Annotated in this window: 24 protein-coding genes and 1 pseudogene; 7 read left to right on the top strand and 18 right to left on the bottom strand. The window is 33.0% G+C overall.

What is annotated here, in order from left to right; translation table 11 throughout:
* Positions 1–62: 62 nt before the first annotated feature.
* The 7 genes from ACEN2F_RS01865 to ACEN2F_RS01835 form a co-directional block, all read right to left on the bottom strand.
* A complete protein-coding gene (locus ACEN2F_RS01865) occupies positions 63–893 on the bottom strand; it encodes an ion transporter (protein ID WP_441735298.1) in 831 nt (276 codons plus the stop codon).
* A 25-nt stretch (positions 894–918) separates the two neighbouring features.
* Positions 919–2,280, bottom strand: a complete 1,362-nt coding sequence (locus tag ACEN2F_RS01860) for an exonuclease domain-containing protein (RefSeq protein WP_441735295.1) — start codon at positions 2,278–2,280, stop codon at positions 919–921.
* Between the two features lie 95 nt (positions 2,281–2,375).
* Positions 2,376–3,032: a YggS family pyridoxal phosphate-dependent enzyme gene (locus ACEN2F_RS01855; protein ID WP_441735293.1), complete on the bottom strand. Its 657-nt coding sequence runs from the start codon at positions 3,030–3,032 to the stop codon at positions 2,376–2,378.
* A 25-nt stretch (positions 3,033–3,057) separates the two neighbouring features.
* Entirely contained in the window at positions 3,058–4,278 is a 1,221-nt protein-coding gene (locus ACEN2F_RS01850; protein ID WP_441735290.1) for a DUF1015 domain-containing protein, read from the bottom strand.
* Positions 4,279–4,360: 82 nt separating this feature from the next.
* Entirely contained in the window at positions 4,361–5,248 is an 888-nt protein-coding gene (locus ACEN2F_RS01845) for a 3-hydroxyacyl-CoA dehydrogenase family protein (RefSeq protein WP_441735287.1), read from the bottom strand.
* A complete protein-coding gene (locus tag ACEN2F_RS01840; RefSeq protein WP_441735285.1) occupies positions 5,245–5,844 on the bottom strand; it encodes a hypothetical protein in 600 nt (199 codons plus the stop codon). The genes ACEN2F_RS01845 and ACEN2F_RS01840 overlap by 4 nt, the downstream gene beginning before the upstream one ends.
* Positions 5,845–5,847: 3 nt before the next feature.
* Complete coding sequence (locus tag ACEN2F_RS01835) at positions 5,848–6,813, bottom strand: Gfo/Idh/MocA family protein (protein WP_441735282.1); 966 nt, start codon at positions 6,811–6,813, stop codon at positions 5,848–5,850.
* 144 nt (positions 6,814–6,957) lie between these two features.
* Here ACEN2F_RS01835 and ACEN2F_RS01830 point away from each other — a divergent pair, with 144 nt between their 5' ends.
* Positions 6,958–7,599 carry a protein-L-isoaspartate(D-aspartate) O-methyltransferase gene (locus ACEN2F_RS01830; RefSeq protein ID WP_441735281.1) on the top strand — a complete coding sequence of 214 codons (642 nt, stop codon included), beginning with the start codon at positions 6,958–6,960 and terminating at the stop codon, positions 7,597–7,599.
* A gap of 47 nt (positions 7,600–7,646) precedes the next feature.
* Here the strand turns inward: ACEN2F_RS01830 and ACEN2F_RS01825 are convergent, their stop codons facing one another.
* Together ACEN2F_RS01825 and smpB are read right to left on the bottom strand one after the other, a co-directional pair.
* Positions 7,647–8,696: a Fic family protein gene (locus ACEN2F_RS01825; RefSeq protein ID WP_441735278.1), complete on the bottom strand. Its 1,050-nt coding sequence runs from the start codon at positions 8,694–8,696 to the stop codon at positions 7,647–7,649.
* An 84-nt stretch (positions 8,697–8,780) separates the two neighbouring features.
* The gene (gene smpB, locus ACEN2F_RS01820) at positions 8,781–9,233 is read right to left on the bottom strand and encodes an SsrA-binding protein SmpB (protein ID WP_441735275.1); all 453 of its coding nucleotides are present in this window, start codon (positions 9,231–9,233) and stop codon (positions 8,781–8,783) included.
* A gap of 146 nt (positions 9,234–9,379) precedes the next feature.
* On the opposite strand from smpB, the gene ACEN2F_RS01815 reads away from it, so the two are divergent.
* Positions 9,380–10,063, top strand: coding sequence for an OmpW/AlkL family protein (locus ACEN2F_RS01815; protein WP_441735272.1), 684 nt, complete (start codon positions 9,380–9,382; stop codon positions 10,061–10,063).
* Between the two features lie 79 nt (positions 10,064–10,142).
* Here ACEN2F_RS01815 and ACEN2F_RS01810 read toward each other — a convergent pair whose 3' ends face one another.
* The gene (locus ACEN2F_RS01810; protein WP_441735270.1) at positions 10,143–10,628 is read right to left on the bottom strand and encodes a SixA phosphatase family protein; all 486 of its coding nucleotides are present in this window, start codon (positions 10,626–10,628) and stop codon (positions 10,143–10,145) included.
* A 49-nt stretch (positions 10,629–10,677) separates the two neighbouring features.
* On the opposite strand from ACEN2F_RS01810, the gene ACEN2F_RS01805 reads away from it, so the two are divergent.
* Positions 10,678–10,908 (top strand): VF530 family DNA-binding protein, encoded by a 231-nt coding sequence (locus ACEN2F_RS01805; RefSeq protein ID WP_441735268.1) that lies wholly within the window; start codon positions 10,678–10,680, stop codon positions 10,906–10,908.
* Positions 10,909–10,911: 3 nt separating this feature from the next.
* Here the strand turns inward: ACEN2F_RS01805 and ACEN2F_RS01800 are convergent, their stop codons facing one another.
* The 3 genes from ACEN2F_RS01800 to ACEN2F_RS01790 all read right to left on the bottom strand — a co-directional run bounded on the left by ACEN2F_RS01800 (position 10,912) and on the right by ACEN2F_RS01790 (position 12,998).
* Positions 10,912–11,463 (bottom strand): DUF3575 domain-containing protein, encoded by a 552-nt coding sequence (locus ACEN2F_RS01800; protein ID WP_441735266.1) that lies wholly within the window; start codon positions 11,461–11,463, stop codon positions 10,912–10,914.
* A 121-nt stretch (positions 11,464–11,584) separates the two neighbouring features.
* Positions 11,585–12,136 carry a GNAT family N-acetyltransferase gene (locus ACEN2F_RS01795; RefSeq protein ID WP_441735265.1) on the bottom strand — a complete coding sequence of 184 codons (552 nt, stop codon included), beginning with the start codon at positions 12,134–12,136 and terminating at the stop codon, positions 11,585–11,587.
* Between the two features lie 10 nt (positions 12,137–12,146).
* Entirely contained in the window at positions 12,147–12,998 is an 852-nt protein-coding gene (locus ACEN2F_RS01790; RefSeq protein WP_441735262.1) for an aldose 1-epimerase family protein, read from the bottom strand.
* 174 nt (positions 12,999–13,172) lie between these two features.
* On the opposite strand from ACEN2F_RS01790, the gene ACEN2F_RS01785 reads away from it, so the two are divergent.
* Positions 13,173–15,440, top strand: a complete 2,268-nt coding sequence (locus ACEN2F_RS01785) for a M1 family metallopeptidase (protein ID WP_441735260.1) — start codon at positions 13,173–13,175, stop codon at positions 15,438–15,440.
* 85 nt (positions 15,441–15,525) lie between these two features.
* Here ACEN2F_RS01785 and ACEN2F_RS01780 read toward each other — a convergent pair whose 3' ends face one another.
* The gene (locus ACEN2F_RS01780) at positions 15,526–16,566 is read right to left on the bottom strand and encodes an agmatine deiminase family protein (RefSeq protein WP_441735257.1); all 1,041 of its coding nucleotides are present in this window, start codon (positions 16,564–16,566) and stop codon (positions 15,526–15,528) included.
* Between the two features lie 185 nt (positions 16,567–16,751).
* On the opposite strand from ACEN2F_RS01780, the gene ACEN2F_RS01775 reads away from it, so the two are divergent.
* The gene (locus tag ACEN2F_RS01775) at positions 16,752–18,278 is read left to right on the top strand and encodes a choice-of-anchor I family protein (protein WP_441735254.1); all 1,527 of its coding nucleotides are present in this window, start codon (positions 16,752–16,754) and stop codon (positions 18,276–18,278) included.
* Between the two features lie 78 nt (positions 18,279–18,356).
* Here ACEN2F_RS01775 and ACEN2F_RS01770 read toward each other — a convergent pair whose 3' ends face one another.
* A complete protein-coding gene (locus ACEN2F_RS01770) occupies positions 18,357–19,244 on the bottom strand; it encodes a carbon-nitrogen hydrolase (RefSeq protein ID WP_441735251.1) in 888 nt (295 codons plus the stop codon).
* A gap of 206 nt (positions 19,245–19,450) precedes the next feature.
* Here ACEN2F_RS01770 and ACEN2F_RS01765 point away from each other — a divergent pair, with 206 nt between their 5' ends.
* The gene (locus tag ACEN2F_RS01765; RefSeq protein WP_441735249.1) at positions 19,451–20,092 is read left to right on the top strand and encodes an SDR family oxidoreductase; all 642 of its coding nucleotides are present in this window, start codon (positions 19,451–19,453) and stop codon (positions 20,090–20,092) included.
* Between the two features lie 738 nt (positions 20,093–20,830).
* Positions 20,831–21,184: pseudogene (locus ACEN2F_RS01760) on the top strand (LytTR family transcriptional regulator DNA-binding domain-containing protein); the annotation flags it as partial.
* On the opposite strand, the gene ACEN2F_RS01755 reads toward ACEN2F_RS01760, so the two are convergent.
* From ACEN2F_RS01755 to trpA, 3 genes are all read right to left on the bottom strand, one after another.
* A complete protein-coding gene (locus tag ACEN2F_RS01755; protein ID WP_441735246.1) occupies positions 21,098–21,475 on the bottom strand; it encodes a hypothetical protein in 378 nt (125 codons plus the stop codon). The pseudogene ACEN2F_RS01760 and the gene ACEN2F_RS01755 sit on opposite strands and share 87 nt — an antisense overlap.
* A gap of 255 nt (positions 21,476–21,730) precedes the next feature.
* Positions 21,731–22,345, bottom strand: a complete 615-nt coding sequence (locus tag ACEN2F_RS01750; protein WP_441735244.1) for a hypothetical protein — start codon at positions 22,343–22,345, stop codon at positions 21,731–21,733.
* A gap of 186 nt (positions 22,346–22,531) precedes the next feature.
* Positions 22,532–23,293: a tryptophan synthase subunit alpha gene (gene trpA / locus ACEN2F_RS01745; RefSeq protein WP_441735241.1), complete on the bottom strand. Its 762-nt coding sequence runs from the start codon at positions 23,291–23,293 to the stop codon at positions 22,532–22,534.
* Positions 23,294–23,301 lie beyond the last annotated feature (8 nt).

Below are 23,301 nucleotides of genomic sequence, written 5' to 3'. Positions count from 1 at the left end.
GAAAAACAACTGCAATAACGAGGAGTTGGAGTGTACAGCTGGAATTGCTTCAAATTAATAATTTATAGTTCTGTACCACAATGGTAGCAGTATTTTGCGTTATACTCGTGTCCTTCCGTGCCACATGCGGCGCAAGGATTTATTCGGTCAGCTTTTGGTTTTTTACGATTGCTGTTGGCAAACTCAGCTGAAACAATTCCTGTAGGTACTGCAATTATGCCGTAACCCATAATCATTACTACTGATGCGATGGCTTGACCAAGTGGTGTAATAGGTGAAATGTCACCATAACCTACCGTTGTTAGTGTCACAATAGTCCAATAAATACTAATTGGAATACTTGTAAAACCGCCCTCTTTACCTTCAACTACATACATTATCGAACCTATTATGATGCTGCTGATTAACATGAAATAAATGAAAATTAATATTTTTCCTTTACTTGCGACAAGTGCTTCTTTAAGGTGTGTGGATTGACTGGAAAATTTTGGATGCTTCAAAATCTTGAATAATCTGAGTAATCTCAGGGCGCGAACAACCGTTAATACACTTGCTCCAAAATAAAATAAGGACAAATACATGGGTAAGGTCGCTATCAGATCTATGATACCATAAAAACTGAGAACGTATTTTAAAGGTTTTTTTATGGATAGTATTCGAAGAATGTATTCTAAAGTAAAGAAAATAGTAATAATCCACTCTAAGATAATGAGCTCTTGGTGGTATTTCGTGTCGAAACCCTTTACTGTTTCGAGCATTACTATTATTACGCTAATGAGTATTACTCCCAAAAGGATTAGGTCAAATAATCGTCCGGAAGCGGTATTGGTTCCGTAAATTACAATATTAATTTTTTGCCTAAACGTATTGAATTTTGATTTTATTCGTTGCATACTTAGAGTAAAGATTTAGCTGCGATTAGAATTTTAGAGTTTTTAAATATTTGTTTTTTCTGATATTCCCTTGTATTATATTGCGAGTATCTCTATTGTTTTGCATTGGAATAATAATATTTTTCAAAATTTCGATATTGTTGATTTGATAATTTAAATCATAAAAAGCATAGCCTTTATAAATTCCGTTTTCTATCAAAACCGCTGATCGTTCGCTGATGGTTCTTCCTTTGTCGATTAGCACCATATTTTGACTTTCGAAACTATTTTTTTCTATAAAAGCAAGTACTCTGGCATTGTATTCTTCTGGAGATACTTTGCCAATACAAGCGCCATCGCATTCTTTTATCGTGTACTGAAAACAGTTCGTTTTAGAAACATATAAACCAGTCAATTTTTGACATAAATTATAATGAGAAGTTATTCTGAATAAAGCATTTTTTCCTTCTTGGATAGAAGTAAAGGAGGTAATTTCCTTTTTACGACCATCTGCTTTTTGAAGTTTTAAATTAATATATCCTTTTTCATCTTTTTCTGCATACAAAGCCACTTGAAAAATACTTTTTCGTTGTGCTCTATTGTAGATAGGTTTATTGATTTTTATTTCTTCACTTTCTTTTAATAAAGCAATCAATTCGGAACCAGTTTCATCATACGTTACTGTAAATACCTCCGCTTGGATTTTTTTACATTTATTTGATGTACCCGTAAAATGCTGATTAATACGCTTTTTGATGTTTAGGCTTTTGCCAATGTATATTAATTTTCCCTTTTCATTATGAATGTAGTAAACACCTGTTTTTGAAGGTAAACCGGAAATAATTTCTAGTAATTTTGGAGCAATCCCTCTTTCTATTTCCAGTTTAATAAAGTCTTTTACAATTTCTTTTTCTAGATCTTTATCTAAAAGAATTTTAAATAATTTGACTGTTGCCAAGGCATCACCACTGGCTCTGTGGCGATCAGACATTGGGATTCCAAGAGCGCGAACGAGCTTGCCTAAACTATGAGAAGGCTGTTCGGGTAATAGTTTTTTAGATAATTCAACCGTGCAAAGTGTTCTAGCTTCAAAATCATATCCTAATCTTCTGAATTCAGTTCTTAGGATTCTGTAATCAAAAGAGGCGTTATGAGCCACGATTACGCAATCAGTTGTCATTTCGATGATGCGTTTTGCAACTTCAAAAAACTTAGGTGCAGATTGTAACATGGCATTATTGATACCAGTTAGTTTTACCACAAAGGGTTGTATTGGAATTTCTGGATTAACTAAGCTGATAAATTGGTCTACCACTTCATGCCCATTAAATTTATAAATGGCGATTTCCGTGATTCCCTCTTCGTTAAATTGTCCTCCAGTAGTTTCTATGTCGAGTATTGCGTACAAAATATGTATTCAGTGTTCAGTTTTGAGTAATCAGTTTTCTAATAGATATTTTTAAGTCTGAGATTAAAAATCAGTAATCTCAAATCAAAAATCAATTATCGTCCTCCAAAGATACTACTTCCTATTCGAACCATAGTGCTTCCGCATTCAATTGCAAGTTGATAATCGCCGGACATTCCCATAGATAATATAGAGAAACTCTGCAGTGCGTCTTTACTGCGAATGGTATCAAAAACTGATTTCAAATGTGTGAATTCTTTTTTAACTTGATCTTTGTTATCTGTGAAAGTAGCCATTCCCATCAAACCAACGATTCTAATGTTTTTCAATTCCTGAATTTCGGTTGATGAAAGGAGGGTTGAAAGTTCTTCATCGTCAAGACCAAATTTAGTTTCCTCTTCCGCGATGTGAATCTGTAGTAAGCAATCTATAATTCTATCGTTTTTGAGTGCTTGTTTATTGATTTCTTGTAGTAATTTCAAACTGTCTACACCGTGAATCAAGCTTACAAATGGCGCCATAAATTTGACTTTATTCGTCTGAACGTGGCCTATCATTTGCCATTGAATGTCCTTAGGCATTTGTTCCCATTTTTCGGCCATTTCTTGGATTTTGTTTTCACCAAAAATACGTTGACCAGCATCATACGCCTCCATTAAGTCTGATACAGGTTTTGTTTTTGAAACCGCTACTAAGGTTATTTGTTCTGGTAGTGTGGTTTTTATATTTAATAAATTATTTTTTATTGACATTTTAATGTTTTTTTAATTTTAAATCTCAAAGTTCATACACTACTAAACCGCTTCTGAATTTGGGTTCAATGTAGGTGCTTTTTGGCGGCATTATCAAATTGGCATCTGCTAAAGCTTTTATTTCTCCAATGTTGGATGGAAATAAGATAAAACCAATTTCAAATTCTCCCCCGTCTATTTTATCTTTGACTTCTAGAATGGATTGTTTCCCAGAAAGGTATTCGATCCGTTCATCATCGCGTAAATCTACAATGGCAAGAAGTGGCAACAACACTTTTTTATATAAAATTTGAGTGTCTAAACTATCTAAAGCAGTTGAGAAAACCTTATTTTCTTCTCGTAAAATTAAGCTATAAAATTCGTTTTTGAGGTACATTCCGAATTGATGTTTTAGAAAAGGCTGAAAAGGTTGTTGGAATTTATTTTCAACAATGAAATTCTTATCCAGTTCTTTTATGAAATCTTCTTTTGAGAATCCATTTAAATCTTTTACCAAGCGGTTGAATTCGTATATTTTGACATTGTTTTCGGAGATTAAATAACTTAAGATATGATTTTTGGCAGTGTTTTCAGGATCTTGGTTTTCTTCAGATAGTAATTTAAGCGCTTCGGTACGATGATGGCCGTCAGCGATATAAAGATTATCTGTCTTTTCAAATATATTTTGTAACCAATTAATTTCTAATGCGTCTTCAATTTTCCACAAATAATGAATTTCTTTTTTTGTGGTTGAAAACTCAAAATCAGCTAGTTTTTGAGTACAATTAAAAATCCAATTTTCAATCGTTTTATTATCTGGATAAGTCATCAAAACAGGTTCAGTATTAAACGCTGAATATTTCATGTAGTCTTTAAGCAATCGAACTCTGAAAGCAATAATATCTTCATGTTTTTTGATAATATTGTTGCAATAATCCGCAACACTAGTACCCACAATAATTCCGGTAAAAGAGTGTTTTTTAGTAACAATCTTATGAATATAAATAGCAGGTTTATTGTCTTTTATTAAAATAAGTTCATTTTTGAAATCTTGATATTTTTGATGGACCTGGCGGTATCTTTTTTCGAAAGAAACTGTTTCAGGATTGGTGTAAGCTGGTTTTAAAATGTGCAAAAATGACAACGGATTAAAGTCCAGTTGCGCCGCTAATTCGGCATTTACATATTCTTCATACGACCGGCAAGTGACAAGACATACCTTGTCACGAGTGGGACGAACTGCTTTGAAAGGAACTATCTTAGCCATAATTATGTCAAAAGTCTTAAAGTTTTAAAGTCGAATGTCTAAAGAAACTGACTTTAAGACATTCGACTTTTAAACATTGAGACTATATAAATTGTTTAGAAATCGTATCTGCTTTTTTGCTTGCAGAATAATCGTAGAATCCTGCACCAGATTTTACACCCATTTTTCCGGCACGAACCATATTGACTAATAACGGACAAGGTGCATATTTTGGGTTTTTGAAACCGTCGTACATAACATTTAAAATGGCTAAACATACATCAAGACCAATAAAATCTGCTAATTGCAAAGGCCCCATTGGATGTCCCATCCCAAGTTTCATAACCGTATCAATTTCATAAACACCTGCCACTTTGTTGTATAAGGTTTCGATGGCTTCGTTGATCATTGGCATCAAGATTCTATTAGCGACAAAACCAGGATAATCGTTAACTTCGACAGGAGTTTTTCCTAATTTCTCGCTAAGAATCATGATGGTTTTAGTTACTTCGTCACTCGTGTTATACCCGCGAATAATTTCTACTAATTTCATTATGGGTACTGGATTCATAAAATGCATTCCAATAACGCGTTCTGGATGCGCAACAACTGCTCCAATTTGAGTAATCGAGATAGAGGAAGTGTTAGTTGCCAAAATTGTGTTATGAGAACACGCTTCGTTCAATTGCTTGAAAATATTTAGTTTTAATTCTATGTTTTCGGTAGCAGCTTCAACCACTAAATCAGCACCAGCAACACCATCTTTGATATCCGTGTAGGTAATTATATTGGTAATTGTTCTGGCTTTGTCTTCTTGGGTGATGCTCCCTTTTGCAATCATACGGTCTAAATTAGCGGCGATAGTTGCCATTCCTTTATCTAAAGATTGCTCTGAAACATCTATTAATTTTACGGTAAAACCACTTTGTGCAAAGGTGTGTGCAATTCCATTGCCCATTGTTCCTGCTCCTATTACGGCTATTGTTTTCATATTATATTTGGATTAAAATTGAAGTATCTATCTAAATCTTCTTTTATTACTTCGTATTCATTTTCATTGATATATTTATTAGAATAAAGCCAAATGTATCTTTCATATTGAAGATTATGTGGTAATACAGGATCAATTAAAAAATATTTTTTTCTGAAAAATTCGATCTGTTTTTGATATACTAATTCGATGAAAGCATCAACTTCTGCAGCATTTTTTTTAGTGTAGATAAAATATAAATGTTTTGAAGATCTTAAATGCTTTTCTTCACATTCCTCGGTATTTTTTATTATCATAAAAATAAATGGTAAGAAGAGGAATGAACAAAGTATTTTAAAAGCCAATGGAGGTGCCTTATTAAATAAAACAACTAGACATAAAATTAAAAATAAATTTAAAAAAAGCGATGTATAAAGTCTCACCGTTGTTTTGTCAAGACTTCCTTTTTCTATAAACCAACTATTTTCTATATCTTCTAATGGAATATTGTACTTTAATTTATGTTTTGCAGTACTTAAATCTACTCTAATTTCTTCGTCTAAAATCTCAAATGATTGTTTTTGATTTCGATACTTTATTTCTAATTTGTTTATCATTAATTATTTTTTAAAACAATCAATAATTTGATATGCCACGCGAAGTGCTTCAGTTGCTTGTTCCAATGTCACAATTGGTGTTGAATCAGTATTTATGGCCTCTGCAAATGATTCTAGTTCATCTAAAATAGCATTGTTTTGTTCTACATCTGGATTCGAGAAATAGATTTGTTTTTTGACACCTTCAGCATTTTGTAAAATCATATCAAAATCGCCTGGAACTTCAGGAGCATCTTTCATTTTTACCACTTCACATTTTTTTTCTAAGAAATCTACTGAAATGTAGGCGTCTTTCTGGAAAAACCGAGATTTTCGCATGTTTTTCATCGAAATTCGGCTCGCTGTTAAATTAGCAACACAACCGTTTTCGAACTCTATTCTTGCATTAGCAATATCCGGAGTATCACTAATAACAGATACGCCACTTGCGCTGATATTTTTTACTTTGGATTTTACCACACTTAAAATGGCATCAATATCGTGAATCATCAAATCTAAAACTACTGGAACATCAGTTCCGCGAGGATTGAATTCAGCAAGACGATGTGCTTCAATAAACATAGGGTTTTCAATCATGTTTTTAGTAGCGATAAAGGCCGGATTAAAACGTTCTACATGACCAACTTGTCCTTTGATATTATATTCATTTGCTAAAGCAATAATTTCTTCGGCTTCTTCGACCGTATTTGAAATTGGTTTTTCAATAAAAACATGTTTGCCGGATTTGATGGCTACTTTGGCACATTTGTAGTGAGAAAGGGTTGGGGTAACAATGTCAATTACATCAACAGCATGAATAAGGGATGCAATTGTGCTAAAATGTTTGTATCCAAATTCTTTAGAAACCTTTTCGGCATTCTCTTGATTTGGATCATAAAATCCCACTAATTCATATTTTTCAGATTGTTGTAATAAACGTAAATGTATTTTTCCTAGATGACCAGCACCTAATACTCCAATTTTCAGCATAATGATGTAATTTTTACAAAAATAGCAATAAAATGATTAATCCATTATTGATACCGGACAATTCTTCAGTTAATTTAATATTTTAAATCCAACATTTGAATGTAGAAATTGTTTTCTATTTTTACCAAAATAAAATAATAAACTTTGAAAGACACAGGCAAACATCAAGGACTTCGCAATCAATTAGTAAACGTTTTAGAGCAAAAAGGGATTACGGATAAAAGTGTTTTGGAAGCGATAAAAAAGATTCCAAGACATTTATTTTTGAATTCCAGTTTTGAAGATTATGCCTATCAAGACAAAGCATTTCCTATTGGCGCAGGCCAGACGATATCGCAACCGTACACCGTGGCTTTTCAATCCCAATTGTTAGAAGTCAAAAAAGAGCATAAAATTTTAGAAATAGGAACAGGCTCCGGATATCAAACGGCCGTTTTATGTTTGTTAGGGGCTAAAGTATTTAGTATTGAAAGACAGAAAGAATTGTTCAAACAAACCTCAATTTTATTTCCAAAACTTAACATTCGTCCTAAATATCTTTCTTTTGGGGATGGCTATAAAGGATTACCAAGTTATGCGCCTTTTGATAGCATTATTGTTACTGCCGGAGCACCGTTTATTCCGCAACCATTGATGGCTCAACTAAAAATAGGAGGAAGGCTTGTAATTCCATTAGGCGAAGAGGTACAAATTATGACTTTGTTAATTAGAAAAAATGAAACACAATTTGAGAAACATGAGTTTGGTGAATTTCGATTTGTTCCTTTATTAGAAGATAAAAATTAAAATCCCATCCTCAACCCTTTCAAGGGGAAGGGACCAGAAGATGAATTTTATTGACCGATAATGTTGAGATACCGTTCTAAACTTTCTTTTTCTATTTGAGCAATGAATAACAAAAAATCTTCTTTATTGTTTTTAGTTTGCGCTGTTTCCAGCGTTTGATAGTATTGCATTCTACTGTCATAATCCCCTTTGATGTTGGCAATAATGTAGCCATGCTGCAATAAAACTAAGTTCATGACTAAGCGTGAAGTTCTGCCATTTCCATCAATAAAGGGATGAATCGTAACTAAACGTTCGTGCATTTCGGCAGCCAAAATTATCGGATGAAGTTTTGTTTTATTAGTTTCGTACCAAACAAAAAAATCTTCCATTTGTTTAGCCACTAAAAAAGGTTGTGGCGGCATGTGACTGCTTCCTTGAATCATCACTTGAACTTTTCTGTAGCGACCTGCATCTTCTGGTTGAATTCCTCTTAAAATAAGATTGTGGATTGAAAGTACTTCTGTTTCATTTATTGCAGTGTTTTTTTGCATCAAATCCTTGATGTAGGCAATCGCTTCCTGATGATTAATCACTTCAAGATGTTCCCGCATGCTTTTTCCTGATATCGTTAAACCTTCATTGATAACCAAATCGGTTTCTCGTAAGGTCATTGTATTTCCTTCAATACGATTGCTTTCAAAAGTATATTCTAGCTCTAAAGCTTGCGCAACGCGATAACTGTCAAATTGACGAAATCCATCTAGTTTTATCTTTAATGTATCAATTTCTTGTAAAATTTTCTGGAGTGAAGTTGATAACTTATTCTTGGTGGGTGTGACTTGAAACCTTATCTCTTGTTCTGCAACCAGTAATGCCTTAAGTGCAAATTCATCATGACCAATTTCATAAAGAATTTTTTCTTTCAGCCAAACGACCATTATTGTTTCTAAATCAATCTCTAACAAAGACGCTAGTTTTATAACTTGCTCTCGTGTGGGTTTTCTGGTTCCACTTTCAAATTTACTGATTAAGGCTTGATCAATTCCTAAAAGTTGTGCCACTTCTCTAGTTTTGAGCCCTTTTTGTTCTCTTGCATTTTTGAGTAGTATTTTCATAAGTCAAAATGTCTTTAATTGTCTTGACAAATTTAGTCATTTTATTTTAAATAAAAAAAACATCTAATCCATTCTTTTTTCAATTTAAAATGATTTTTTGATTCGGTCTAAATCGCGTTTGGTATCTTGTTCTTTAAGGGATTCACGCTTATCATAGGTTTTCTTTCCTTTACACAAACCAATCTGTAGTTTAGCCAATCCTTTTTCATTGGTAAAAAGCTTCAAAGGAACTATAGTGAGACCTTTGGCTTGGACACTTTTAAGCAAACCTTTTAATTCCTTTTTCTTTAAAAGTAATTTGCGCTCGCTTCTGGCCTTATGATTGAATTGATTTCCAAAAGTATATTCTTCAATATAAGTATTAATCGCAAAAAGTTCGTGGTTACTAAATTCACAAAAACTCTCTGTGATATTTGCTTTTCCCAATCGAATGGATTTAATTTCGGTACCGGCCAAAACGATTCCAGCATTAAATGTTTCGATTATTTCATAGTCGAATCGGGCTCTCTTATTAAATATATTTACTGTTTTTAACATAGAGTACAAATGTATGCTAAAAATTGAAAATTCATCCAGTAATAAGACCTAAAATAAGTGTAAATAATTTTCAAACTATGATTTATATCAGTTAAATAGGAAAGGCTCAAGCTTAAATTTGTTTAACAATTTAAATCAAAGTTAAAATGAAAAAAATTATCTTAGCCTTTATGGCAGTGTCTTTTTTGACATTAAATGCACAAACCCAAGAACAAAACAGCCCGCAAAATTTCAAAAAATGGCAAGCTCGTATTAGAGGAATTGCAGTTATACCATATGAAAGTGCCAAAATAGGAATTATTGGAGGTGATGTGTCTTTATCTAACACATTTGTTCCGGAATTGGACTTTACTTATTTTTTTACAAAGCATCTGGCAGCCGAGTTAATTTTGGCAACTACAAAGCACGACGTTAATACGGTAAGTTCTGATATTTCTGCTATTGGAGGTCCCACTAATGCCAATATAGATTTAGGAAATGTCTGGTTATTACCTCCAACATTGACCATGCAGTATCATTTTACCCCTTTTGAAGAAAAAGTATTTAAACCCTATGTTGGCGCCGGAGTCAATTACACTGTTTTTTATAATGTAGAGGATGGAAATACAGTTAATAATGTTAATTATAAAAACAATTTCGGTTATGCTTTCCAGGTTGGTTTTGATTTAATGTTGAACGATACTTTCTTCATCAATGTCGATGCTAAAAAATTATTTCTAAAAACAGATGTAACTGTAGATGCTTCAAATTTGTCATCAGGACTCAGTATTCCTGCCGATGTAACCATTAATCCATTGATTTTGGGAATGGGATTGGGAATGAAATTTTAAATTTCCCATTGTAATCTGAAATAAATAAGAAAGTCACTATCTAGCGGTAGTGACTTTTTTGGTATTTATTTTACCTGTTTTATTCTAATTTGAGCAATTGGACTGCGATTGTTGTGTCAATTAAAGTCACAATATAAAGATTTCCAAAAGTCGTATCCTCAATATCAGTAAATGAGTTTTGATTAATCATCTGATTGACAAATTGTGGAATGGTATTGCTATGTCCCACAATCAGGACTTTTTTGCCAAATGTCTCTTGTTTGAAAACATCAATGAGTGTGTTTTTAGGATCATACAATTTAACTTGAATACTTTGCGTGGCAGCGGTAGGATTTACTGTTTGTATCGTTCTTTTATAATCTGTTGAATAGATTTCATCAAAATCTACTTCAGAAAATATTTTGTTCCAAACTTCGGCTCGCTTAAAACCACTTTCAGATAAATCGGGATTTTTAGAACTGTCTACTTTCTCTGCATGGCGAATAAAATAGTAAGTAGTACTGATTTTTTGTCCAAAACTGATATTTAAAAATAGTAGCGCAAGAAGTAAGAGGAATTTTTTCATTTGAATGAATTTAAAAAATTAGTAATTGCGATTTTAATATCTTTGCAAAATGGAAAATTTAAAATCGAAAGATCCGCTTCACGGAATTACACTTCAAAAAATAGTAGAACAGTTGGTAGATCATTATGGTTTTGATACCTTAGGAGAATTGATTACTATCAAATGTTTTACGGACAAACCCAGTGTAAAATCCAGTTTGACTTTTTTGCGAAAAACGGATTGGGCAAGAAAACAAGTGGAAGATTTATACTTAAAATCATTGCATAAATTTACAAAATAAGGGTTAGTTTAATTTGTATGAAATCATGATTCCTCCGCGATAAGGCAACCATTCACCACTTTTATTGTATTTTTCAGCCCCATCAACCCGCTCGTTTGTGCTAATTAAGTATCCTTTGTAAAGCCCTTGATGATTACCACCACCGATAAAAAAATCTAACAAAAACCGATTCTTAATCTTTTTTTGATATCCTATTGTTGCACCAGCCATAAATCCTATTCCTTTTTCATACATATCAGTATTGAAATAATTCCACTTTTGAAAATTATAGACCGTCGCTCCTAAATGTGCTCCAGCGTAAAAACCATTGAATTTTTCTTTGAAATGATACCGATATTCCGGTATGAACATATAAAATTGGCTGGGATTACCATTTATTGTTTTCCAAAAGGAGGCTGTAATATCAAACTGAAATGTTGATTTTTTTCCAATACTGGTTTCTATACCTACATTTGGAATCGTCAATAAAGTGGTTACCGCATTTGCTTTTATGTACGTCTGACTTTGGGAGACAAAAGAGAAGAGCAGGATAGAAACTATAAGTAATTTTTTCATAAAAAATATTTTCTATTATTTAAATTTATTTTACAATATTTGGAATTAAATGTAAAATGGTTATCTACAATGTTTTGATGCTTTTAATTCATTCTGTCATTCATTGGAATTTAATTGCAAATTAGTCCTTATTTAAAATCGAATAAATTACAGTATCTAAAAAACGCCCTTCAAAAAACTCATATTCTTTTAAATGCGCTTCTTTCACAAATCCGTTTTTTTCTAAAACTTTTGCTGATGCATTGTTCTCAGGATCAATTATCGCTTCAATCGAATGCAATTTCATGACTTGAAAACCATAATTAACAGCTTTTTCCACTGCTTCAGAAACAATTCCTTTTCCATGATATTCTGGAAGTAACATATAACCTAATTCGGCGCGATAATTTTCAGGTTTTATTCTGTAATGACCTATAATTCCAATAAGTTTAGGATTGTTTTTCAACGTAATCGCCCAATTAATACCTTCATTAGCTCTAATCTTAGTGTCAATCATTGCAATATGCTCTAAGGCTTCTTCATCTGATTGTAATAAAGGTCTTGGAATATATTTCATTGTTTCCGGATTGGATCGCAATGCCAAAATCTCTTTTATATCAGTTGCATCTACTCTTCTTAACAGCAAGCGTTCCGTTTCTAAATTTGGAAATGGACTGAAATTTATAGTTAACATAGCTTAGGAATTAAAGTATTTCGATACTGAATTTTGAATGGAAAGTTGCATTGGATTCTAAAATTTTAATCCCTTCTTTTTCAAATAGATTTCCGGAACTTTCACTGGTATCCGAATAACCAAACCAAGGCTCAATACAAAGGAAAGGCGCATTTATTTTGGTCCAAATTCCTAAACTTGGAAAATCTTGAAAATGTACTCTTAAAATTGGATTTTTATTTTCTAGGATCGTCAATGAATTGGATTGTAATCTTTTAAAAATCAAAGCATCATTTTCGAACAATTCATAAGTCAGCGGAATTTGTTTATTCTGAACTTCTAATTTCTTCGTTTTATTTGAAATTAAATCATTCTCCAATAGGTAATATTCTAAAGATTCTTCTTTTTCAAAAGCTATTGAATAATTTTCGAATTGATTTGGCAAAGCAAAAGCGGGATGTGCTCCAATAGAAAATGGCATCGTAGATTTCCCTTTGTTAAATACTTTGTATTCAATCGATAAAATGTTTTCCTCTATTGTATAAATCAGCTCCAATTCAAATTCAAAAGGATACACTTTTAAAGTTTCTTCAGAAGATTGTATCGAGAAAGTGGCGCTATTTTCTGTAGCATAAATCAATTCAAAGAGCATTTCTCTTGCAAATCCGTGTCTCGATAAATGATATTCAATTCCATCATGATGGAAGGAATTATTTTTTAAAGTACCAACAATCGGAAACAAAATAGGAGCGTGCTTGCCCCAAAAATCAGGGTTTCCTTCCCAAATGTATTCTTTAATTGCATTTGTTTTTAAGGAAATTAATTCAGCGCCAAGATGTTTAATTTCAGCAGAAAGATTCCCGTTTTTTATTGTAGTTGTCAAAATTATCTTTTCGAATTAATTTAATAATAGGTTTATGGCGTAAATATATTTTATAATTTTTAATTCTGATGAAGGTTATGCTTGATTTTATTGAAATAAAATGGAATCAATTCTGTTTCAATAGTTCTAAATCCTCTTTTTTTTCATTAATTTGTTATATAAACAATTAAGAAAATGAAAAACATTCGCTTCGGAGTCATCTTACATTTGGCTTTATTATTGGGAGTTTCGTCTATTTGGGCACAGCAAACCCCAGCAAATGCATCCAGTAACACTGTTTCTAACTACGATTACCATGATGCTTTTGCTCCACATTTTTATTCAAAAAACGGAACAAGTACACGATCTGCTAGTGGTCAGCCAGGAGCTGAATATTGGCAAAACAGTGCTGATTATAAATTAACGGCTAAACTTGATGAAAAAAACAACGAGATTTCAGGTACAGGAATCATCACTTATACAAACAACAGTCCAGATAAAATGGCTTTTGTTTGGATGAACTTAGATCAGAATTTATTCAAAGCAGATTCCCGTGGAAATGCAATTGTGCCTTTGACAGGAAGCAGAAATGGGGCTCAAGGCCAAATTTTTGACGGTGGTCATAAGATAAAAGCAGTTAAAGTAATTACTACTGTAAAAGGAAAATCAACTGAAGCGGAAGCAAAGTATGTCATCACTGATACCAGAATGCAGGTTTTTCTTCCGCAAGAATTAAGTGCAAAAGGTGGTTCTGTTAAAATTAAAATCGAATTTTCTTTTATAGCTCCTTTTGAAGGTTCGGATAGAATGGGAGTTTTGGAAACAAAAAACGGAAAAATTTTCACCATCGCGCAGTGGTATCCGCGCATGTGTGTATATGATGACGTACGAGGATGGAATACCAATCCGTATTTAGGAGCTTCGGAATTTTACTTGGAGTATGGTGATTTTGATGTGAGCATTACCGCACCATCCAATCATATTGTAGTTGCTTCTGGCGAATTACTAAATCCTGCAGCAGTATATTCTGCAGAAGAACAAAAACGTTTGGCACAAGCAAAACAAAGTGATAAAACCGTTTTTATTCGTACCGCTGCCGAGGTTGAAATTTCTTCAAAAATAGTTTCAGCAGCAACTAAAACGTGGAATTATAAAATCAAAAATGCCCGTGATTTTTCTTGGTCTTCATCAGCGGCATTTATTTTAGATGCAGCAAAAATCAATCTGCCAAGCGGAAAAAAATCATTGGCTGTTTCCGCATATCCTTTGGAAAGTGCAGGAGACGCAGCTTGGGGACGTTCGACAGAATATACGAAAGCTTCTATTGAAAATTATTCTAAAAGATGGTTGGAATATCCGTATCCTGCAGCTACAAATGTTGCCGGAAACGAAGGCGGAATGGAATACCCAGGAATTGTTTTTTGTAGTTGGGAGTCAAAAGGAGCTGATTTATGGGGAGTTACAGATCATGAATTTGGACACATTTGGTTTCCAATGATTGTTGGGTCAAACGAAAGATTATTCGCTTGGATGGATGAGGGTTTTAATACTTTTATTAATTCATTGAGTTCTGTAGATTTTAATAATGGCGAATACAAAGATAAGCCAGTTGATATGCATCAAAGAGCAGAGGTTTATACAAGTCCAAATCTGGAAACAATAATGAGTTCTCCGGATAATATGAAAGAGAGTAATATTGGACTTTTGGCGTATTCAAAACCAAGTTCTGGATTAGTGATTTTGCGTGAACAAGTTCTTGGGCCAGAGCGTTTTGATTTAGCTTTGAAAACGTATATTGAGCGTTGGGCATACAAACATCCGCAACCTGACGATTTCTTCAGAACAATCGAGAATGTTGCAGGGGAGGATTTAAGTTGGTTTTGGAGAGGTTGGTTTCAATACAATTGGCGTTTAGACCAAGGAATTAATTCGATCAAATACGTGAAAAACGATCCTAAACTAGGAGTTGTGATTTCGATTGAAAACTTCGAAAAAATGGCGATGCCGGTAAGTTTAGACGTAAAAACGAAAAGCGGAAAAACAACGCGTGTTAAATTGCCTGTAGAAGTTTGGCAAAAAAACAAAACATGGTCTTTTAAACACAATTCAACTGAAGAAATTGAAAGTATTACATTAGATCCCGATCATGTTTTACCGGACAGCAATACTGCAAATAACACTTGGACAGCAGAGAAAGGTTTGGTTGAAAAAGACGTTATTCTAGATGGTTATTTAGGAACTTTTTCGACTAAAATGGCACCACTAAAAATTATTTTCACAGAGAAAAATGGTGCATTAAATGTTTTGATAACTAATTATCCGAGTTTCACTGTGGAACCGATTGGAAAAAACAGTTTTGAATCAAAACAAGCGGGACTTAAATTTGAATTTAATGATAGTCTAAACGGATTTGATATGCTGATTCCTGAAGGACAAAAAATTCCTTTTACAAGAGATAAATAGTATTTAGAAGTACAATTGAAATAAAAAAGACTTGTAGCAATTAGTGTTACAAGTCTTTTTTTATATAATCAATTTTTTTCTAAATCTATTCTGGAATTTGCTGACTTAAGCAATGCAACGTTCCAAAACCCCAAATAAAATCAGTCGCGCTTATCCCGATGATTTCCCTATCCGGAAAACATTCTGCAAGGATGTTCAATGCTTTTCGGTCGTTACTGTCGTTAAAAGTAGGCACCAAAACACAATTGTTCAAAATTAAGAAATTGGCATAACTCGCTGGCAATCGCAAGCCGTCAAATTCCAAACGTTTTGGCATTGGTAAAACCACGATTACAGGTGATTTTCCATTTTCCAGTTTGGCATTTTGCAAGCGTTTTAAATTGTCTTGTAATGGTTTGTAGTTATGATCCGTTGGATCTGTTTCTACAATGGTTACAATTGTATCTTCATTTACAAATCGGCATAAATCATCAATATGTCCATGCGTATCATCGCCTTCAATTCCGTCACCTAACCAAATCACATTCGTAATTCCAAGATATTCCTTGAAAACCGCTTCGTAATCAGCCTTAGTAAAATTTGGGTTCCGAACCTGAATATCAGGATGCATCAGACATTCTTCCGAAGTCAGTAAGGTGCCACGTCCATTGGTATCGATCGCACCACCTTCAACAATTACTGGTTTTCCTTTGTACATGACTTGAGTCACAGGAATATTAAGAAATTCGCCCACCTTCGCAGGAACTAATTTATCTAATTGAATGTTTTTATACTTGGCCCAACCATTAAAATTAAAGTTCAAAGCTTCTCTTTCGGTTCCGTTTTTTACGATTATCGGTCCCGAATCACGCATCCAACTTCTATTGGTTTTATGAATGATGTACGAAACATTTGCTAGTTTAACATGAGCCGTTTCCAGGATTATATTTACTTTTTCTTTTTGGTTTTCATCGGCAACAACTAAAAAGACTTGCTCAAAAGTGGCTACTTTTTTAATAAATTCGACAAAAGCCCATTGAATCGCTTCATATTTCCCCGGCCAGTCTTTTCCGTTGTGCGGAAAACACAGTAAAATTCCTTGTTGCTTTTCCCACTCTGCAGGGAATCTTCTATTATTTGTAGTCATACGGCGTTTCTAATTTTAAAGACTGCAAATATAATCATTCAGTAGGATTTTAAAATAGTTGATAACGATTCATTTTTGGACATTTCACAAAATTATAAGAATAATTTTGGTAATAATTATATAATATTAAGTTAATTTTTGTCTCGCTTCAGCTAGTTATTTTTGAAAAAATTAAAAAGACAGTTATGAAAAAATATAGTATTACACTATTAGCGGCAATTATGCTATTGTCAAGTTGCGAAAATGACTCTAATAAAGAGGAATCTCCTGAGTTGGTTATAAATGAAAATGCAGCCACTTTCAAAGAAATTGGTTCTATTACTATTGGTGGCGCCGGAGCTGCTGAAATAAGTGCGTATGATGAAGTATCTAAAAAGTTATTTACCGTAAACAACAGTAATACAAATAGAATTGATGTTATAGATTTGTCTAATCCATCCAGTCCGGTTTTTCTAACAAGTATCGATTTAACTTCGTTTAATGGAACTTCAAACAGTGTTACTACTTATAATGGAAAATTAGCTGTAGCATTAGAAGCAAAACCAAATAAGCAAGATGCCGGAAAAGTGGTCGTTTTTGATACGTCTAATTACAGTGTCATCAAAGAAATTACAGTTGGTGCTTTGCCGGACATGATTACATTTTCTCCTGACGGAAATTTCATCATGACTGCTAATGAAGGAGAACCAAATGATACGTATTCGATAGATCCGGACGGTTCTGTATCTATTATTGCCGTTAATGCTAATTATGCGGTTACGACTTTAAATTTCGGAAGTTTTAGCACTCAATTGAGTACACTGAAAACAAAAGGATTCCGAATTGCAAGTCCAACAAATAATTTCGCTTCTGATATTGAACCGGAATATATCACGATTTCTGCCGATTCTAAGACGGCTTGGGTAACTTTACAGGAAAATAACGGAGTGGCTAAAATTGATTTGGCAACTAAAACAATTACCAATATTTTTCCTTTAGGATTCAAAGACTACAATCTTGCCGAAAATGCTATAGATATCAGCGATAAAGATGGTGGCGTTTTGGCTAATACATGGAAACTAAAAGGAATGTTTCAACCAGATGCTATCAGTAGTTTTGAAATCAATAAAACTCCCTATTTTGTTACTGCAAATGAAGGAGATGCTAGAGAATATGCTGCTTTTGTAGATGTAAAAAGAATCGGAAGTTCATCTGTTATTTTAGATCCAACTATATTTCCTAATGCTGCAGCCTTAAAAGCAGAAACAAGTATGGGAAGATTGAATATCAATACGAAAATGGGTGATACAGATGGTGATGGTGATTTTGATGAATTAGTTTCTTTTGGAGCCCGTTCTTTCTCCATTTGGAATGGAAATACAGGCGAAATGGTATTCGATAGTAAAAATGAATTAGACAAGAAAGCGCAAGAATTGGGTATTTATGATGATGCCAGAAGTGATGATAAATCAGTAGAGCCAGAATCAGTTGTGGTCACTAAAATGGGTGATAAAACGATTCTTTTTGTTGGCTTGGAAAGAGTAGATGCCGTTATGGTGTATGATGTTTCGAATCCTGTTGCTCCAAAATTTTTACAGAGTTTTAAAACAGGTGATGCGCCAGAAGGATTACTTTTTATTCCAGCTTCAAAAAGTCCAACTAAAAGAAGTTTAGTGGTAGTAAGTAGTGAAGGCGATGGTGTGGTTAAAATATTTCAACCCGATTTGAATTAGATTTAGAAGTTTACTTTAAATAAAAATCCCTGCCAAGAATTATTTCTCAGCAGGGATTTTTTAGTATCAAAAGATGATTTAATCAATCGCTCTTTTGGTTATATCACCAAAAGCGTCTATTCTTCGATCTCTAAAAAATGGCCAGTTCTGGCGCACATTTTCCTGTAAGTCTAAATCTACTTCGGCAATCAATATTTCTTCTTTGTCGTGTGAGGCTTGCGCCAAAATTTCGCCTTGTGGTCCCGCTATAAATGAAGATCCCCAAAACTGAATTCCCGCCGTATCAGGCAAGTATTGCTCTAAACCAATTCTATTTGCTGCTGCAACATATACACCATTGGCAACCGCGTGGCCTTTCATAACACTCATCCAGGCGCCATGTTGATTTTCGCCAAATTGCTCTTTTTCTTGTGGATGCCATCCAATTGCTGTTGGGTAAAACAATACTTCCGCACCTTTTAAAGCCGTTAATCGAGCTGCTTCCGGATACCACTGATCCCAACAGATTAGTGTTCCTATTTTTCCTTTTTTTGTTGGAATTGTTTTAAAACCCAAATCACCTGACGTGAAATAGAATTTTTCATAAAAATGAGGATCGTCCGGAATATGCATTTTGCGGTACAATCCTGCTTCTGAACCATCCGTATCAATGATGTATGCGCTATTGTGGTAGATTCCTGCCATTCTTTTTTCGAAGAAAGGAACAATAATCACAACGCCTAACTCTTTTGCCAAAGCGCTAAAAGCAATAAATGAGGTACTGTATAATGGTTCAGCCAAAGCAAAATTATCTACATCTTCACTTTGACAAAAATAATGACTGCTATATAATTCCGGCAGTGAAATGACTTCGGCACCAAGGTTAGCGGCATCACGAACCCAACTGATGCATTTTTTAAGGTTGTTTTCGGCAATATCATTAAGATTCAATTGAATGACTGCTATTTTGTATTTCTTGTTTGGCATGACTAAAATTTTAGACTGCAAAAATAGTGAATTTTATAAAGAGTAGAAAATCGTAAAATTGAAATGTCTAAAGAAGTAGTTGTCTTATATTTCATAGGTGTATGGAACTTCGATTTAATTCTGAAAAAGGATCCTTACTAAAATTAAATTAAAGTTAAATGCTTGTTTTTATTAGGGTCAAGGAATCTGTTTTTGTAAATTTAAATATGGAAAATATATTAGTGGCAGGTGCTAATGGCACTACAGGAAAAATAATAGTTAGTATTTTAAATCAATCACAATATTTTAACCCAATAGCATTGGTTAGGAAAGAAGAGCAACTAGCTTATTTTCAGTCCCGGAATATTCAAACTATTTTAGGGGATTTAGAAGATGATATTTCGCATGTTTTTAATAACCCTATTGATAAAGTGATATTTGCTGCGGGATCTGGCGGTACAAACGTAAAAGGAGTTGATCAAGAAGGAGCAAAAAAATTAATGGATGCCTCTAAAAAATCAAATATTAAAAAGTTTGTAATGTTGAGTTCGATGGGAGCAGATAAGCCAGAGGAAGCCACTGAATTGAAAGATTACCTAGTAGCAAAATACAATGCAGACGAATATTTAAAAAACAGCGGTTTAAACTATAGCATAGTAAGACCAGGGACTTTGACTAATGAATCTCAAGAACTGACTATCGAACTTCAGGGAAAATTAAATAAGCGAGGAGAAATTAGCAGAGAAGCTGTTGCGCAAACTGTAGTACAAAGCTTAGATGATAAAGTAGGTAACAATGCAACTTTTGAAATTATCAAAGGCGAAAATTCGATAACAAAAGCACTGCTTCAAATTAGTTTAGAGCAGTAATTTTTAGATTAATATAAAGACCCGTTTATCGGCCTGCTTACGCGTTTAATTTTTTTGGTTTCAGATTTACAGATTAATGTGATTAGGTTCACTTGGTAGAAGAGCAGATAGTATAAAAGGTTATTATTTAAAATTGTTACGTACGGCAACGAAATTCCAAATATTCGTGTCCTATTCCAATGAGTAAATATAAATCGATACGACTGCTTTTTAATATAGAGTTTGTATTGGAAGAATATTTCTTCTAAATATTTAAATTTACTCCTTCAGAACACTTGGATAATTTATTAAAACGGATAAAAAATTCATTTTTATCCGTTTTTTTTTGCTCTGCGCTAAGTTTTAGATGTGTATTGAGTTGTTTGTTTTTATTTTTGAGTTATGGCTGACTTTGTTTTTTTTGAAATACAAATATTTAGGATTCAATCTCAGAAGGAAGAACCATTTTCTTAATTACTACTGCCTTATTGCTTCAAAAGTAGGCTTTAATTCAGTTATTTTTTTTAAAATCAAGAAGATTGATCCGACGAATTAAAATTTAAAATTGAATTTCCGAATCAAATAGTATTTAAATTACAAAGCTGTTCGTAATTAGCAAATCACATAATGGTGATTATAAATTTATTTTTGTCTGCAGAATAAGAAAAGCTATAGTAAGCAGGATTGGCTGTAAGTGTAGTCAGATTGCAATCGGATGATTGTTGGAATTAAGTAAAAGATTAATTATTTAATGTAAATGACATTCTTTTTGCCCAAAGCTGCAGTAATTATTTCAAAATTTCAACCTTAAAAAGGTCTGTTTTTGCCTCATTAATCGCTAATGAACTGAAAAAGAGTCTTTCTTTGGGACTTTTCATACGGTTGCATAAATCCTATATTGCTGCCATTGCTAAAATTAAGTACTGGAAGCGGGATTTAGCCATTATAAAACAGTACCTGTATTCAGGTTGCTATTACTTATTGGTCCCCGTTGAAGGAATGGATAAATTTAAATACACAATAAGACTAGAAATTGAAATTCAGTACAAAATTGATATTACTCATATTCGTTTTATTGAAAATATAAATTTTGTTGCCGTAAGTCTCCCCTAAATTAAATTTGTGCACATATAATAATTGTGCATCAAATCCTTTTAGCAAACCTTGAAATTCATATCTGATGTCTGCATTAGTCTGCAAATAGGATGGTATTCCATATTTATTTACTGCAACGTTTTTTACATCCGGTAAATCAAAATATCCTACCGCCAGATGCGATTTGAATGTCTTTTTAGGATTCGTATATTGTATTCTAGTCATTATAGCATTCACATCGCCATAACCTTCATTTCGTTCTCGTGGCATAAAAGTATAGAATGGATCTCGTCCCCATTCTCTTGGCAATAGATATCTTTCTTAGGCGCATGATGAAGCGCAGTTTTGCAAAAGAATATTTAGAAAAATGATTTGGTATCTTTTGTAATTGCAGTCCGCATCAATAGTTTTTTAATTATTTATTTTTAAAATTTTACAGTATGATCTTGGAGTTTTAGTAATTAAGTATGGGATTTCGTTTGCACGAAAAATAAATGATAGTAAAAGTACAAATAGCTGGATAAGCAACTTTTCTATCATTTTTGCATGTATTTGCAAATGTTTTTATTCTACTATTTTAATATATTTGGCAGTAAGATTAGTTTCAACCCATTCATTTTCAGTGAAGTCATATACTTTAAAGTCGAAAAATATTTCAAATTGTTCTTTATTTATTCGGTTTATAACAAAATTATTAATGTTGTAATAGTCAAATTGATTGAAAGGATCGGATTCAATTTTAACATTATTATTAAAAAGTTTGTAAATAAAATTAGTACCCATTTTACTGTATTCCATATTCATTTTTAAAAAAGTATCTTTTCCTTGAAAAACGGAATCAATTCTTTGAATAGGGAATTTTATATCTAAAAATTGTTTACTATTACTAACAGTATATTCTGATTGTTGCGCTTCGGCAAAGTTATATTTCAACGCGTTATTGTAGCCGTAGTTGATTATTTCTCCATTATAAGAAATGTAGTTGGATTTAATTTCTTGCAGATAATTAGTTGTTTTTGATCCATCATTGTTTAAATCAATCGGGACACTACTCGTGATGGAATTTATTTGGTAAAAACCTTTGAAATCATTTAATTCAATTTCATCCTCATTTTTTGAACAAGATACAAACAAAAGTATTAAGACAAAAAGTATAAATTGTGAGTACTGTTCTTTCATGTTAAGATTTTATTAATTGCATTTTTTCATTTATGATTCTTTATGTAATGTATTGTTAAACAACAACTTTGTGTAAATATATAAAAATAATCTTATAAATAAAAAATAAGATATTTTGTTTTTTAGTCATAAAAAAAACGGCGCTTAGTTTTAATTAAACGCCGTTTTTGAATAATACTCTTTTTTTTATTGTATCGCTTTTATAAATTCTTTAATTTTTCCGGTTCCGTTTTCGGTTAGATGCTGGATGAAAGCACTTCCGATAATGGCTCCTTTAGCAAATTGTGTAGCCTGATTGAAGGTTTCCTTGTTGTTGATTCCAAAACCAATTACTTGAGGGTTTTTTAAATTCATGTCGGCTATACGTTTAAAATAGTCTTCTTGATCGCTTCCAAAACCCGTTTGCGATCCCGTGACACTCGCTGAACTTACCATATATATAAATCCATCTGATACGCTATCTATAAAATTGATTCGTTCAACAGATGTTTGTGGCGTAATCAAAAATATATTTTTCAAACCGTATTTTTCGAAAGTAGTTTTGTATTCATCTGCGTATACATCAACGGGAAGATCAGGAATAATTAATCCGTCGATGCCTATTTCTGCACATTTCTGGCAAAAATTCTCGATTCCGTATTGCAACATTGGGTTAAAATATCCCATAATCACTAAAGGAATAGAAACTGTTTTACGAATGTCTTTTAGTTGGTCAAACAAAACTTGTGTCGTCATGCCATTATGTAAAGCTTGAGTGGAACTGGCTTGAATTGTAGGTCCATCAGCTAAAGGGTCGCTGAATGGCAATCCAATTTCAATCATATTTACCCCATTTTTTTGTAAATCTTGAATGATTTGCACCGTATCTTTTAAGTTAGGATATCCAGCCGAAAAGTAAATGGAAAGTATTTTTTTAGTTTCTTGTAATTTCTGATTTATTCTATTCATTGTTGTGT

This window comes from Flavobacterium sp. W20_MBD1_R3 (assembly GCF_052119725.1).
In the GTDB taxonomy this organism is placed as follows: Bacteria; Bacteroidota; Bacteroidia; order Flavobacteriales; family Flavobacteriaceae; genus Flavobacterium.
This window is presented reverse-complemented; position numbering and strand designations above follow the sequence as displayed.

Bases quoted from the DNA above. Each gene is read 5' to 3' on its own strand.
- ACEN2F_RS01850 (WP_441735290.1), bottom strand. From the start codon at position 4,278: ATGGCTAAGATAGTTCCTTTCAAAGCAGTTCGTCCCACTCGTGACAAG.
- ACEN2F_RS01750 (WP_441735244.1), bottom strand. From the start codon at position 22,345: ATGAAAGAACAGTACTCACAATTTATACTTTTTGTCTTAATACTTTTG.
- ACEN2F_RS01855 (WP_441735293.1), bottom strand. From the start codon at position 3,032: ATGTCAATAAAAAATAATTTATTAAATATAAAAACCACACTACCAGAA.
- ACEN2F_RS01840 (WP_441735285.1), bottom strand. From the start codon at position 5,844: ATGATAAACAAATTAGAAATAAAGTATCGAAATCAAAAACAATCATTT.
- ACEN2F_RS01815 (WP_441735272.1), top strand. From the start codon at position 9,380: ATGAAAAAAATTATCTTAGCCTTTATGGCAGTGTCTTTTTTGACATTA.
- smpB (WP_441735275.1), bottom strand. From the start codon at position 9,233: ATGTTAAAAACAGTAAATATATTTAATAAGAGAGCCCGATTCGACTAT.
- ACEN2F_RS01825 (WP_441735278.1), bottom strand. From the start codon at position 8,696: ATGAAAATACTACTCAAAAATGCAAGAGAACAAAAAGGGCTCAAAACT.
- ACEN2F_RS01770 (WP_441735251.1), bottom strand. From the start codon at position 19,244: ATGCCAAACAAGAAATACAAAATAGCAGTCATTCAATTGAATCTTAAT.
- ACEN2F_RS01845 (WP_441735287.1), bottom strand. From the start codon at position 5,248: ATGAAAACAATAGCCGTAATAGGAGCAGGAACAATGGGCAATGGAATT.
- ACEN2F_RS01780 (WP_441735257.1), bottom strand. From the start codon at position 16,566: ATGACTACAAATAATAGAAGATTCCCTGCAGAGTGGGAAAAGCAACAA.
- ACEN2F_RS01765 (WP_441735249.1), top strand. From the start codon at position 19,451: ATGGAAAATATATTAGTGGCAGGTGCTAATGGCACTACAGGAAAAATA.
- trpA (WP_441735241.1), bottom strand. From the start codon at position 23,293: ATGAATAGAATAAATCAGAAATTACAAGAAACTAAAAAAATACTTTCC.
- ACEN2F_RS01865 (WP_441735298.1), bottom strand. From the start codon at position 893: ATGCAACGAATAAAATCAAAATTCAATACGTTTAGGCAAAAAATTAAT.
- ACEN2F_RS01795 (WP_441735265.1), bottom strand. From the start codon at position 12,136: ATGTTAACTATAAATTTCAGTCCATTTCCAAATTTAGAAACGGAACGC.
- ACEN2F_RS01775 (WP_441735254.1), top strand. From the start codon at position 16,752: ATGAAAAAATATAGTATTACACTATTAGCGGCAATTATGCTATTGTCA.
- ACEN2F_RS01805 (WP_441735268.1), top strand. From the start codon at position 10,678: ATGGAAAATTTAAAATCGAAAGATCCGCTTCACGGAATTACACTTCAA.
- ACEN2F_RS01835 (WP_441735282.1), bottom strand. From the start codon at position 6,813: ATGCTGAAAATTGGAGTATTAGGTGCTGGTCATCTAGGAAAAATACAT.
- ACEN2F_RS01810 (WP_441735270.1), bottom strand. From the start codon at position 10,628: ATGAAAAAATTCCTCTTACTTCTTGCGCTACTATTTTTAAATATCAGT.
- ACEN2F_RS01785 (WP_441735260.1), top strand. From the start codon at position 13,173: ATGAAAAACATTCGCTTCGGAGTCATCTTACATTTGGCTTTATTATTG.
- ACEN2F_RS01800 (WP_441735266.1), bottom strand. From the start codon at position 11,463: ATGAAAAAATTACTTATAGTTTCTATCCTGCTCTTCTCTTTTGTCTCC.